Raw genomic sequence first — 14162 nt, forward strand, 5'->3', positions numbered from 1 at the left:
ATCGTTACTGATAATGAACATTCGTTGGTTGTGTTTTTATCAAAGGAAGGACAAAATTAAATGGGAGATCGCTCATGCATCTAAAGTGATGCTGGGGGCAGGACTGATAGCCAATCTTAGAGCAGGGGCGGCATCTCAAATTTTTATTCTCGATTATAATATGCGGTGTTTTATAAGGATACATACCCAATTGGGGAGTCGTATTGCCCCAAATGGAGTATATGGGCTTTTTCAAGGCGGCTGCTATGTGCATTAAACCTGTATCATGGCTGAAAACTATCCTTGCTTGTTGAAGTAAAGAAGCAGATTGATTTAAGCTGTATAGCCCGCATGCATTGAAAATCACCTGATCCCCTAGTGCTTCCTGAACAGCATCTCCCACTTCCCGATCTTCTGGGCTACCCAATAAAATAATTGGTTGATTGATCTGTCGGCATAGTTCAATAATGCGTGCCAGCGGTAATCGCTTGGTAGCATGTTGCCCACCAATAGCATAGGCTATATACGCTTGTTGGTGGGTAAATGGAAGCTGCTCTTTCATAACCCTTGCACTATCTGGAATAAAATAATCCAGACCTAGACCATCATTTTTGACCTTAAGTGACTTCAGAGTAGCCATATACCGATCTACGATATGCTCATCAGGCATACTATTCAGCTTTAATCGAATATAGAGCCATTTACGAATATTTCGTTTATTGATGGTATAGCAATGAGTTCGTAAAGTTAATTTTATTAGTTTGGTTCTCAGGTTGTTATGTAGGTCAATGATGTAATCATACTGTTCTGCATACAATCGCCTGATTAAATTTGGTAAACTATTATCCAGGCAGTGACAATAGTCAATATAGGGATTGGTCTCTATAAGCGATTGGTAAATTCTTTTTGTACAAAAGTGTATTTCAGCATTGGGTAACTGTAGCTTCAGACACCTCACAACAGGTGTTGTCAGAACTATGTCGCCTATTGAGGAGAACCTGATAATCAGTATTTTCATTAGTCCAATAGCTTAATATGAACACTTATTCTGTCTTGAGCTAATTCTTACGGTAAATCAGTTGAAAGTCTACGTAGCCACACTTAAAATTTCGTTAGCACTCGCTTATAGTACTCTGCAGATAGTAAGGTTGCAAACATGATACCTTTAATGAAGAAATGAAATGTCTCAATTATTGAATATAAGTTACATTTGGTTTGTGAATTTCTATAAGAGGTATATATAAATAATTTAGATAGTTATTAGTTTAGAATTTTAGTAGGATTATATTGATTATTTATGGTATAAAAAATATGTCTTTACCAGATAATCAATTTAATTGTATTCAAAATCGGTGCCCATAACTTTGAATTAGTTAATATAAAATTACTAAAAGATAATTCTTTAAACTAAGTATATATTACATAATGATGTAATAATTGTTAAGTATTTGCCCATATTCAACCATAAATAGTGGATTATTTGCAGTGAAAGGAACATTTACCTTCGTTAAATAATAAAAATTATTGTTTAATGAATTTTATCATTGACTTTTAAATATTAACAATTTAGATTTGATCATGAATCGATTTTTTGAATAATACAATTATTTGTTACCAAATTTAAAAAACACTCAACAATGGAACACCTATCCATCCCGACTAATGATCAATACTTTTACCCATCCAACTTTTGGACCAAGGACCGTTAATAATCTCCTTGACGGGTAAGCAATAAGCCTGTTAATTTTCAATATATCGTGCACTCATACGAGTGGCACCTACTCCTACCGTATTATTTACTATCCATTAGCATACTGCTCTTATAAAAGAGTAAGAGAAATCTGTATATATGCTACTGTGAGGTTCATGACTATGTTTAGTGGATTTGCAATCAAACTTGTAAAATATGTATCCATATGCCTTGGTTCGTATTATACACAAAGTCACGCGCTGAAAAGATGGTAGCTGAGCGGCTACGAGACCTCAACATGGAGGTTTATTGCCCGTTAAAAAAAACACGGCGTAAGTGGTCTGATAGAGTAAAAATAGTTGAAGAGCCCTTATTTCGGTCTTATTGTTTTGTGAAATTGGAAGAACACGAACGTAAAAACGTGTTTGTTGTACCAGGTGTGTCACATTATTTGTTTTGGCTAAACAGGCCTGCAATTGTGCGCGATGAAGAAATTGATATTATTAAGCGATTATTAAATGAGGTTGATCATAGCTGCTTATCCTTAAATCGGATGCGATCTGGCGATCGACTAACAATTAAATCAGGATCATTCGCTGATCTGTCGGGCAGAGTTATTAGGCAACAAGGTACAGTTGTCTCTCTTACATTAGATTCGCTGCAGTTAGTGATTAGTGTCGACATATCGAAAACATTAGTTGCAGTTTAATACGAGTTATTTCCAAAAATTGAGTTAGTGAATTAGCATGTTTTTAAGTTCTTAATGGGACTGAGCGGGCGAAGCCATGCAAAAGAATAAAATTTTAACTCGAAAAAAGACATGATAGTACGATCGTTATTACGCATATTAGGACATCAGCAATGGCTTCGTTTTGGCGTTCGTGACCGCATTATCAGAGCATTTCATAATCCAGATACAAGCCCCAAAGAACTGTTTAATGTTCCATTTTATGGGAAAATGTACGTGGGTGATTTTTCAACGTTTCTGGACTGGAGTGTGTATTATTATGGCGCATACTGTGGCGAAGAACTGAGTGTAATGAAAGATTTATTGCGTGATGTAAAAGATCCAATCATTTTAGATGTTGGTGCTAACATAGGCCATCATAGTTTGTTTGCATCAACAATAGCTAAAGAGGTGCATTCATTTGAGCCATATCCCCTGGTTCTTGAAAAGATTTATCAAAAAATAGAAATTAATTCGATAGATAATATAATTATCCACAAGGTTGGACTAGGTGAAGGTGAAGATGAACTACCCTATTTCCCTCCAACTGATGCCAATACCGGAACGGGTACATTCATGGCTAATGTTGAAATGAATAAAAACTTCATAAAATTACCCATTCAAATAGGAGATGATTATTTAAATAACCTTCATCTTGAGAAGTTGGATTATATCAAAATGGATATAGAAGGTTATGAGCCTAGCGCACTTCGAGGACTTAGGAAATCTCTAGAGCTATATAGACCTATTGTATTTTTTGAATGGAGCGCCGAAGGAAGAGCGGATTATACTAATATGCGTGACTTATTTCCCAAAGACTATACTATTTTTAATTTTATCGCCCCTCATGCTAAATTAGTGGTATTTAGTAATCGCTCTTACAGTTTAACTAAGGATAACGTATTTAATACGAATGGGAATAAAGTCGCTATACCTGTTGATAAATTGCATTTAGCCTCAGGTAAAATATATAAAACTAAAAATTAAGACAATAAATAAAAGCTATATCTACGATTGTAGATTTTATATGATTTATTTCTTTTAATTAATAGATGTAAACTTCGAGTTCGAAGAAAATTATTAAAGTCTAATAAATGTCTACTGTATCAAGAGTCGTTTCTGGTAGTTTGGCATCTTGGGTTACCATAGGGATAAATTTGCTTTCGCAACTATTTATAGTTCCTGTTTATCTAACGTATTGGAATATAAAATTATACGGCATTTGGATTGGTATACAAGGCTTTATTTCAATATTGACGATAATTGAAAAAAGCCATATAGGATTTTTAGGATATGAGTTTCTTCGAATCGTTAATAATTCTCGAGCTGATTTAGGTGTAAGTATTTTATCTGGTGTTTGCTATGGAGTACTTATAGGGGCCATACAGTTAATGATAACTTTACTACTTGTGTATACAGGGTTTTTATCTTATTGTTTAGGCTTTACTATGCTAAACGATAAGGCTATAATGCAGCAAGCAGGTATATTGTTAATACTATTAATGATTTCATCATTTATGTATGTGAGTGTTGGTGGAATATTAATACGAGCCTTGTCCGCATTAAATTATTACCCTAGAATGGCTTGGTGGGGTGTGTTTTATTCTTTTTATAATTTATTAATACCCGCTATAGTTGTTAGCCAAGGAGGAAGCCTACCAGCAATTGGTATAACAATACTGGTTTTTACTACTGGATTTGCCCTGTTAGCTTTTATTGATATGATCAATTTGCTGAAAAAAGAAAAAATATCTTTCCAGTCGATATCATGGCGAATAGGCTTCAATAACGTTAAGAAATCATTTGCGATTGCCGGGAGAGATTTTCTGGATAGTTTTCGTCAACAAAGCTTACGGGTAATTCTAGCTCCATTAACTGGATCAGCTTCGTTGGTAGCCTTTTTTACGATACGTACCGGGGCCAATGTCGCTTTGCAAGGTTTGAATACGGTTATTTATCCACTTGTACCTGAGCTGAGTAAATTCCTTCATCAGCGAGATCAGGCCCGGATGGAGGCTGCTTTTGGTACAATATGGCTTGTAATTATAGGGCTACTTGCTCCTGGAGTGGTTATATTACAAGTATTAATAGAACCTCTCTTCTTGACCTGGACGCGGCATCAAATAAATTTCGATCCTTTACTTTTTTCATTTCTTTCAATTGGTGTATTGATATACGCTGTGTCTCAACCAGCTACTGCTGTTGTAATAACTAATAACCTGTTAAAGACCCAGCTGGTAATTGCAACTATTACGGCTACTATTATCTTAACTGGCATATGGATACTAGTTCCAAAAATAGGGATTATTGGTGCGGCTATTAGTTTATTATTGGGTGAAATTTCTTCCGCTATATATTACAGAATTGCAGCTAAGAAATGGCTTACTGATCATAACTTGTCTTGGCCTAGGAAAGCGCTATTAAGTGTTTTGCTTTCTGTAATATTGGCCGAAATATCAATGTTGATAATAATAGAACTGCCAATAGCGAAGTGGATTGTTACTTTAGTATTTGTCCTATTTTCATTAGTAAATTTTCAATATTATTGGAAACTACTACCAGAATTTATAACCACGAAAGCTCATAAGGTATCAAGGTTATTAATGACTTTAGAATAGGAAATTCATTTGTAATTCTTGAGTTATCAACTTATTATCAGTTGCTTTTCTGAAAAGATAAGTATATTATATGTCATATTGAAAATGTGATGTATTTAATAAAAATGAAGAGCGTTAACCAAATATCTATTGGTAGATTTCATCATTTCCATTTAGCTAGGCAAATGGAAAAACGAGGATTATTAGAATTCATTTGGACAGGATATCCTTTGTTTAAATTAAGAGACGAGGCAGGCCTTCCCAATTATAAAATTAAGAGCTATCCCTGGGTACATTCTATAAGTATGGCTAATAAACGTTTTGGCTTAATAAAGTCAGCATGGGCCAATCGTAAAATAGAATGGCTCGCTTGTGAATCGATTGATAAATATGTAGCATCAAAAATTACTTCACCAACTATTTTAATTGCACTTTCATCTATGGGCCTACATGCTGGAATCAAAACACAGCAACTTGGTGGGTTTTACATTTGTGATAGAGGGTCATCACATATACGCTTTCAAAATCAACTATTGATTGAAGAATATACTCGTTGGGGATTTTCATTTGACGGAATTAATCAAAAAGTAATTGAAAAGGAAGAATTAGAATATAATATTGCTGATAGAATTACAGTGCCTTCAGAATTTGCAAAAAAATCGTTTCTACAAATGGGAGTGCCAGAATCAAAAATTTCGAAGATAATTTATGGCGCTAATTTAGATCGATTTTTTAAGGTTGCTAGCCCTCCTGAAAACTCCTTTCGAATACTTTGGGTAGGTGAATTAAGTATTCGCAAAGGCTTTATGTATCTGTATGAGGCATTTCAGATGCTTAAACACCCTCGAAAAGAATTACTGGTTGTTGGTGCTATCACTTTGGAGATAAAAAAGCTTTTAGCTTCAAAAAGTGTTACGGATATTACTTTTCTTCATAAAGTAGCTAATAAAGATTTGGCTTTATTATATAGTACATCTCATGTTTTTGTTCTACCAAGTATAGAAGAAGGGATGGCTATGGTACAGGGTGAGGCTTTAGCTTGTGGATGTCCAGTTATCGCCACTACGAATACAGGTAGTGAAGATTTATTTAAGGACGGTGTTGAAGGATATATAATTCCCATTCGATCATCCAATGCAATAAAGGAATGTCTCCAACAATTAATGGACGACCATTCGTTGCAAAGCCAAATGTCAGAAGCAGCTATTCAACGAGTGAAAAAAATAAATGGTTGGGATAAATACGGTGAAGACTTCTCAAGTTTAATAGCTAAAATAAATTAATATAAAAAAGTTTTTTTTTAAACTATTTTATATTGAAATAGTACTTGTGAATATGTTATGTACTGACGCAAATAATTTTACTTATAATTCTTGTTATAAACAAGACTTTCTAAATCAATTTAAATATTGGTCTTGGGTAGTATTATTAATTTTTTCTTTATTACAATGCATTTTTTTTTGCAGTGCTTCTAATCTTGTAGCGATTGTTACTATATGTCTCTCTTGGTGTATATTTACAAATACTGTTTTGCGTCAAAAATTATTAATAAAATTTCCTTTATCCGTTTTTTTAATATTGGGTTTTGTATTTACACAATTTTATCTGCCGTTGATCTTTACTTTTTTAGAAAAAAAGCCTGTTGTGCATAACTTACTACTTCCATATCAGGTTTTTTTGCATATGTTTCTTGATTTTTTTGTACTAATAATAGCTCATAAAATTTACAGGTCTAAGTACTTCGTAATTAAAATATATATAAATATAATATTGAGGAAATGGGGTTTTTTTAAAACACCTAGTGATAAACAAATATGGGTAATTGGAGTGATAGGTCTAATTGCTACCTTTTATGTATATATCTATACGAAATCTGCAACTCAAATGACTGGTAGTGCTTTAGATAAGCTTATAGAAGCTATGATACCATATAGTTATGCACCTTTTTTTATCCCTCTTAGGAGATTGTATGGAAATGCTAGATCATACAAAAATAGAACAACGGTATTCCTCGTTGTTTTTACAATTATTTTGATTGCAATAAGTATTGCCAGAAACAGTAGAGGTGCATTTATGTATGGCTTTACCGCAATTGGGTTTGGTTATGCACTAGGTTTATTACTTGGTTATTATAAAACTCCTCCTTTAAAAATAACTAGGCTAGTTTTTATTGGACTTGCTTATTGGGTTTTTACTAATCCACTTTCGGACTTGGGTACTGCTATGGTTATTGCAAGAGCTCAAAGAGCTGATATTTCAAGTCTGGATTTGTTTGAAAATACATTGAAAACTTTTGAAGATAAAAACGCAATTATTTTAAAACGGAAAGAAGATCAAAATTTAGAGCAAAGCACATGGAACGAAAATTATATTAATAATATATTCTTGGCCAGGTTCTGTAATATAAAGTATAATGACCTTAGTCTTATTCAGGCGAATAAAGTGATTGATTCAAATGACGATATATTTAATTTTACCTTGTCGAGGATATTGGTAATATTTCCTGCTCCGCTTGTAGAGGGATTAGGCTTAATTGAAGATAAACAAAAATCAGTTGGCTATTCATTTGGTGATTTTTTATATGCTAAAGCTACGGCAGATTATGATATATTAGGTGCTAACTTAGCTGGACATCTTGATGGTACTGGGATGGCCGCATTTGGCTGGTTTTATTTATTATTTCTAGGAGTAGGAATTATTCCTGTGTATGCTTTATTTGATGCATTTTTTACTCATAAACCTATTTTAGTTGATAACAAAAAACAATCTTTTTTTTGGAAAGGGCATTTTAGCCTTTGCGGTTTATTAGCTCTTACATCAATTTTTCAATTTTTACCTTCTGAAAGTGTTATTACAACAGCGACTTTTATTCTTCGAGTATGGATACAAATGATATTACTATATTTTTTTATTTATAAAGTTTCTTTTGTTTTAAGTAGATTTTTTTGAGATAATTGCCGGACTGATAATTATATTATTAAGTTTAGTAGTGACTAATAATGGCAAACATATATTATTTTGGAATTAGCTGTGCTAACACTACAACCTATCATAGAGCATCGGCTTTAAAAAGACTAGGGCACAATGTTATTATTTATGACCCACATACAATAATTACTGATCGAGTAAATAATAAAATTAAATCAAAAATTCATTATCTTACAGGGTACTTTTTTTTAGAGAAAGTAATAAATGAATGGCTGCTATATATTATTAGTACATATCCTAAACCCGATATAGTATGGGTAGACAGTGGTGAGCTTTTTGGTCCTGATAGTCTAAAAATTTTAAAAAAGTGGAATTGTCCAATTATACTATATAATATAGATGATTTAACTGGGAAGCGCGATGGTAATAGGTTTAAAAATGCCTTGAGAGCACTTTTAGTTTATGATCTAATAGTTGTTGTACGTCCTGAAACACAATACGAGTGTCAGCAGCTTGGCGCTAAACATGTCATGCGTGTTTATAGGAGTTATGATGAAAAAGCTCATCTTCCATTCGACAATTCAGAAAAAATACCTTTATCGTTTAAATCTGAAGTAGCTTTCATTGGAACCTGGATGAAATATGAGAGTAGAGATGAATTTCTTGCTCAACTTATAGACAATGACGTGCCATTAAGCATTTGGGGAGATCGTTGGGAAAAATCACCTTATTGGGAAAAGCTAAAGCATAATTATAAAGGGTCTTCTTTAGGGGGAAGAGATTATACTGCTGCCATTCAAGGTGCAAAAGTTTGTCTTGGTTTTTTATCTTCTGGCAATAGGGATCAGCATACTACCAGGTCTTTAGAAATACCTTATGCTGCGGGATTGCTATGCGCGCAAAGAACTCCAGAGCATATTTATCTTTATAAAGAAGGGGTGGAGGCTGTTTTTTGGTCAAGCGCTGAAGAGTGCGCTCAATTATGTCATTTCCTGTTAAATAATAAAAATAGAAGAGAAGAAATTCGTTTAGCAGGAATGCAACGAGTCAGAGAGTTAAAACTTGGAAATGAAAATGTCTGTGAAGAAATTTTAAAATACTTTTCTTTTTAAAAATATTTTTTATGCTACATTGATATGTACTTTTTTCGATTATCAATTGTTATTTTTTTGATTTATAGGTATATACTATTTATTTAATATTCTTATAATGAATTTTGAAAGCAATAATTATAAGTCTCTAACTAGGCTGGCTTATCTATTTTTGACTCTATTACTAATCGAAATTATTTTAAGATACTATGGGTTTCATCAGTTCCCTTTGTTTGAAGAAAATAAACTATATGAATACATTCATAAGCCAAATCAAAATACATTTATATATAGAAATAAATTTATTACTAATGAGTATTCAATGAGAAGTAAGCCAATACATAAATATGATAGTTTAGTTGTTTTGCTAATTGGGGACTCTGTGTTAAATGGTACAAATCAAGTTAGTCAAGATAGCTTAGCTTCGACTATATTGGAAGATACTTTAAAGAAAAGCTTTAACAAGAATATTCGCGTTTTAAATATTTCCTCATACACTTGGGGGCCAGACAATGTATATGCCTATTTGAAGAGCCATGGTACATTTAATGCTGATGTTATAGTAACTATTAATAACAGTGGTGATGCGTTTGATAATATGACTTTCGAGCCAATTGTTGGTTTAAATCCGAGTATGCCATCCGATAATTATAAGCTAGCTATAGTTGGGTTTGTAGTGAAAGAGTTTAAGATGCTTAGGAATTATATTTTATATTCAAAAAATAATCTTAACACAGCCAATGTAGGGAAATTTAACAAAGGATTTCAGCAAATAAATGACTTGGCCTTGTGCTTAAATATTCCATTACTTGTCTACATGCATGCATCTCAACAAGAGCTATCTCTTAACAAGTATAATGAAGATGGTAAAAGAATAATTTCATTCTTTAAGAAAAAAAATAGAAGAGTTATTTGTGATATAAATTATACACTAAAAAATGATTACTATCTTGATGATATACATTTTAATCAGAAAGGACAACGTTTTATGAGCGAAGTGCTATATTCTCATATTTACAATTTATTGAAGAGTCTTGATCGTAAAAATAATTTTAAAGGATGAACTTGTTACATGTTATTGGTAGTATGAGTACTGTTACAGGAGGGCCAGGTCAGGGAATACGTAATATGTCTATTGAACTAAAAAAGTTAAACGTTTACGAAGAGATTCTATGTTTAGATAATCCTAATAGTTTAGATAATAATGATTCTTTACTTATAAATGCAATAGGGCCTTCTCAAGGTTCATGGCAGTATAATGCTAAATTGCTGCCATGGTTAATAGAAAATTTACCTCGGTTTGATGTTGTCGTCTTAAATGGCATTTGGATATATATTAGTTATTCTCTATGGAGGGCTATAAATTATTTAAGGTCAAATAACTATCAGTATATACCTAAATTCTTTATTATGCCACATGGTATGTTAGATCCCTGGTTTCAAAAATCATCTAACAGAAGGTTTAAAGCACTCCGGAACTCAATCTATTGGATGTTAATTGAACATCGTGTTATTCGTGATGCAGATGCACTTTTATTTACTAGCGAAACGGAATTACTTCTAGCACGAAAACCATTTTATCCTTATAAACCTAAAAATGAAATTGTTATTGGATATGGTATTCAGGAGCCTCCTCAATGCACGTTAGATATGTTAACTACCTTTAAAAATAGTATTATTAATATAGCTGATGATAAGTATATACTTTTTTTTAGCCGTATTCATGAGAAGAAAGGTGTTGATTTATTGATTAAGGCTTATATACGTTTGTGGAATGCTCAGAACTTGATTGCTCGCAGAATACCCAAACTCGTTATTGTGGGACCTGGTTTAGACTCTATGTATGGAAGAACCCTTCAAAAGTTAGTTTCTGACTTTCCCGGCGCAAAAGATGATATTGTCTTTTCTGATATGATTACAGGAGAAAAAAAATGGGGAGCTATATATGGCTGTGAAGCTTTTATATTACCTAGCTATCAGGAAAATTTTGGAATAGCGGTTGTAGAAGCAATGGCTTGTAAAAAAGCAGTACTTATTTCTAATCAGGTAAATATACATGATAAAATTAAAGCGAATAATGCTGGAATTGTATTTGAAAATTCTGTAGAAGAAATTAGAATAGCTTTAGAGAAATGGCTAAATCTTTCAGACATAGATCAACAGCTTATGTATAACCAAGCATACACAACATATAAAAACTACTTTTCGATGGCACCTGTAGCAGAGCGTTTCTTGTCGACTATAAACAGCTAAGCAAACTATGAAAAGCGCTTCGTCAATACATGATATAGATTTTGTATCGAAAGTTTCTTATTTGTATAAGTTGTTTTTGATGCGCGTTAAAGGTGGGAAAAGCCATAATATTGTTCCTTGGGAAGATATACGGGAGTATGAGTCTATATTAGTAAAATATTGTCCGACAAAGCAACGTTTAGCTGAGCATCAAGTACTCGAAATAGGTTATGGTGCTCGCCCTTGGCGACTTTTGTCTATGGCTTCCTTGGGTATTGATATCAGAGGAATTGATTTAGACCGACCCATATATGGGCTGAATTTGCAACGTTTAGGAGAGGCTTTAAAATATAATGGATTTGAACGATTTATAAAATCTTTAGTTCGATGCTTTTTGTTTGATACGAGAGATCTTGATTCTTTAAAAAAGGAATTAAGGTATTTAAATAAAAAATTGACTATTGATCAATCAAGAATGTTAATAGGCAATGCGGTTGAAAGGCGTCACTTCCAGGAGGATAGTTTTACATTTGTTTTTTCGGAAGATGTGTTTGAGCATATACCTGCAGACGATCTCCCCCAGGTGTTACGCAACATAAAAAGCTGGCTGAAAAATGGTGGAATTTTTGTCGTAAGACCTAATGTGTGGACTGGAATATCGGGTGGGCATGACCCGGATTATTATCCTAGTGATATAATTCTAGAAAAGGCCCCCTATTCCAAAGCTTGGTTACATTTGTTAGATCCGAATTTTAAAGTTAACACGTATTTAAACAAATTAAGATTGCAAGACTATATCGAATTGTTTTCTAAAGAATTTGAGATTCTTGAAATGAATCATAAACATGAACGTTTAGGCGAAAAATACCTTACTCCCGATCTATTTAACAGACTATCTCCCACTTACTCAAGGGAAGAATTGCTTACTAATCAAATCTCTTTTGTGTTACGAGCGTAGTATCAGGATCACTAAACGATAGCTGTAAATAATTTACTATGTATAATACTAACACATATATTCGGCCATCTTTTTCAATTGAAAACCGATTAGCTAGAGTTGTATGGCATGTCTTCTATTTGCTTTTGTTTAAATTTTCCCCTAGAACTTTTCACGGTTGGCGCTCATTTATTTTAAGGTGTTTTGGGGCTCGGGTTGGGCGTGGAGTGCGCGTATACTCAGATGTCAAAATTTGGGCTCCCTGGAATCTTATTTTAAATGATGAATGCATTATTGGTAATGGAGCAATTTTATATTCACAAGCTAAAATTATAATTGGCCGTAGAGCCGTAATATCGCAAGGTTCTCATTTATGCACTGGTACTCATGATTACACTTTACCAAGCTTTCCTTTAATATGTACACCTATTGAAGTAGGTGATTTTGCCTGGATTGCCGCAGAAGCATTTGTTCATCCAGGTGTTAGTGTAGGAGATGGCTGTGTAATAGGGGCTAGGTCAGTTGTTACTAATAATATGCCAACTTGGTCAGTGTGCTATGGACACCCATGTAAACCCGTAAAAGCTAGGATTATGAACTATTGACATCTAAGTGAATATTATTTATTGCGTAAAATAAAATATACTTTATATATAAGAGAATTTGTATCATACTAAAATTAGTTTTGGAATTGATTGATTATACTGTCTAAACGAATTTAGTTTACTGGTTGCCAAACTGCTTCAGTTTTGTAAGGCCGGATTGTAAATAGTCTATAATATGAGCCTCACGTTGAATTATCATAATCTATCGAAAAACAATAATTTTGATCTAATAAGGTTTTTCGCGGCTGTATGTGTTATTTATTCGCATTCTTTTGATATAACTGGCCATCAAGATATTGAGCCATTAAAAATTGTGTCTGATAACTATATTAGTATAGGGACATTATCTGTCTATGTTTTTTTTGTCATAAGTGGATTTTTGATCCAACAGAGTTATGATAGGTCCTCCAGTTTATTTAGATACTTGTTTTGTAGGGTAATTAGAATATTTCCTGCCTTAATAAGCATGATAGTCATCCTTGTTTTTGTCATCGGGCCAGTTTTGACAATTTTACCGTTGACTGAATACTTTAGCAATTACAAAACTTATAAATATTTACTTAATTGCGTTTGTCTTAAACTCTCTTTTTATCTGCCAGGCGTATTTGAAAATAATGTTATTGGCAGTTCAGTTAACACTAGCATTTGGACGTTGCCAATAGAAATAATGTTTTATTGTTTTGTTGCTTTTGTCGGGCAAATTCGAGCAGAACGATATAAACAATCTTTATTTGTTATGTTGTATATTTTTATTTTGTGGGTTTCGATTGGTTTAAACCAAACGCCCATGTTGCTACATAATGTTATTTTTTTTATTGTAGGGATATTATTTTATAGATTTAGAAGTAGCATAAGATTAACCCCATGGAATATTATTATATCGCTTTTGTGTTTTATAGCTTCCTTGCTTTCTTCTGAAAAGCTCATTGATATATTTTTTGTTAAATACCTTAGAACATTAATATTTACTTTTTCATTAGCTTATTTAATAATTGTGCTAGGATTTGTGAAAAACCGATTGTTCAGTTTTAACAATTATGGTGATTATTCGTATGGTATGTACATTTGGGCGTGGCCAGTACAACAAATTTTAATTTATTATTATCCCTCAATGAGTCAGATTGAAAACTTTCTTTTAGGGGTATTGATTACATTTCCATTGTCTATATTATCCTGGCACTTTATAGAGGCAAGGGCTCTCAAACTTAAAAAGCTCTCTTTCCTAAATCTTCCATTATCGCATCTGAAATAGTAGTTATATCTAAAAGTTGGATAATTTGTAAAGTTTATTATTTTATAACGTATTCATGTATTAAAGGTTTTTAAGAACAATTACTGGTTTTACTTTTACAGTGTTGACTTGCAATGAGCTAAAA

General features: G+C 32.9%; 12 protein-coding genes. 11 read left to right on the forward strand and 1 reads right to left on the reverse strand.

Annotation, left to right across the window (positions count from 1 at the left end; genetic code table 11):
* Nucleotides 1–4: 4 nt before the first annotated feature.
* Nucleotides 5–997: a glycosyltransferase family 9 protein gene (locus ACYVGR_RS22670; protein WP_460960979.1), complete on the reverse strand. Its 993-nt coding sequence runs from the start codon at nucleotides 995–997 to the stop codon at nucleotides 5–7.
* Nucleotides 998–1895: 898 nt separating this feature from the next.
* Between ACYVGR_RS22670 and ACYVGR_RS22675 the strand changes: the two genes are divergently transcribed.
* The 11 genes from ACYVGR_RS22675 to ACYVGR_RS22725 all read left to right on the forward strand — a co-directional run bounded on the left by ACYVGR_RS22675 (nucleotide 1896) and on the right by ACYVGR_RS22725 (nucleotide 14038).
* A complete protein-coding gene (locus tag ACYVGR_RS22675; RefSeq protein WP_460960981.1) occupies nucleotides 1896–2378 on the forward strand; it encodes a UpxY family transcription antiterminator in 483 nt (160 codons plus the stop codon).
* A gap of 111 nt (nucleotides 2379–2489) precedes the next feature.
* Entirely contained in the window at nucleotides 2490–3383 is an 894-nt protein-coding gene (locus ACYVGR_RS22680) for an FkbM family methyltransferase (protein WP_460960983.1), read from the forward strand.
* A 107-nt stretch (nucleotides 3384–3490) separates the two neighbouring features.
* A complete protein-coding gene (locus tag ACYVGR_RS22685) occupies nucleotides 3491–5014 on the forward strand; it encodes a lipopolysaccharide biosynthesis protein (protein WP_460960985.1) in 1524 nt (507 codons plus the stop codon).
* A 164-nt stretch (nucleotides 5015–5178) separates the two neighbouring features.
* A complete protein-coding gene (locus tag ACYVGR_RS22690; protein WP_460960987.1) occupies nucleotides 5179–6276 on the forward strand; it encodes a glycosyltransferase family 4 protein in 1098 nt (365 codons plus the stop codon).
* A 247-nt stretch (nucleotides 6277–6523) separates the two neighbouring features.
* A complete protein-coding gene (locus ACYVGR_RS22695) occupies nucleotides 6524–7942 on the forward strand; it encodes a hypothetical protein (protein ID WP_460960989.1) in 1419 nt (472 codons plus the stop codon).
* Nucleotides 7943–7992: 50 nt separating this feature from the next.
* Nucleotides 7993–9033 (forward strand): CgeB family protein, encoded by a 1041-nt coding sequence (locus ACYVGR_RS22700; protein ID WP_460960991.1) that lies wholly within the window; start codon nucleotides 7993–7995, stop codon nucleotides 9031–9033.
* A gap of 97 nt (nucleotides 9034–9130) precedes the next feature.
* Complete coding sequence (locus tag ACYVGR_RS22705; RefSeq protein WP_460960993.1) at nucleotides 9131–10075, forward strand: hypothetical protein; 945 nt, start codon at nucleotides 9131–9133, stop codon at nucleotides 10073–10075.
* Nucleotides 10072–11265: a glycosyltransferase gene (locus ACYVGR_RS22710; RefSeq protein ID WP_460960995.1), complete on the forward strand. Its 1194-nt coding sequence runs from the start codon at nucleotides 10072–10074 to the stop codon at nucleotides 11263–11265. Before ACYVGR_RS22705 ends, ACYVGR_RS22710 begins: the two co-directional genes overlap by 4 nt.
* Nucleotides 11266–11272: 7 nt before the next feature.
* Nucleotides 11273–12202, forward strand: coding sequence for a class I SAM-dependent methyltransferase (locus ACYVGR_RS22715; RefSeq protein ID WP_460960997.1), 930 nt, complete (start codon nucleotides 11273–11275; stop codon nucleotides 12200–12202).
* A 38-nt stretch (nucleotides 12203–12240) separates the two neighbouring features.
* Complete coding sequence (locus ACYVGR_RS22720; protein ID WP_460960999.1) at nucleotides 12241–12786, forward strand: DapH/DapD/GlmU-related protein; 546 nt, start codon at nucleotides 12241–12243, stop codon at nucleotides 12784–12786.
* Between the two features lie 175 nt (nucleotides 12787–12961).
* Nucleotides 12962–14038: an acyltransferase family protein gene (locus tag ACYVGR_RS22725; protein ID WP_460961001.1), complete on the forward strand. Its 1077-nt coding sequence runs from the start codon at nucleotides 12962–12964 to the stop codon at nucleotides 14036–14038.
* Nucleotides 14039–14162 lie beyond the last annotated feature (124 nt).

Source organism: Spirosoma litoris, from assembly GCF_054776755.1.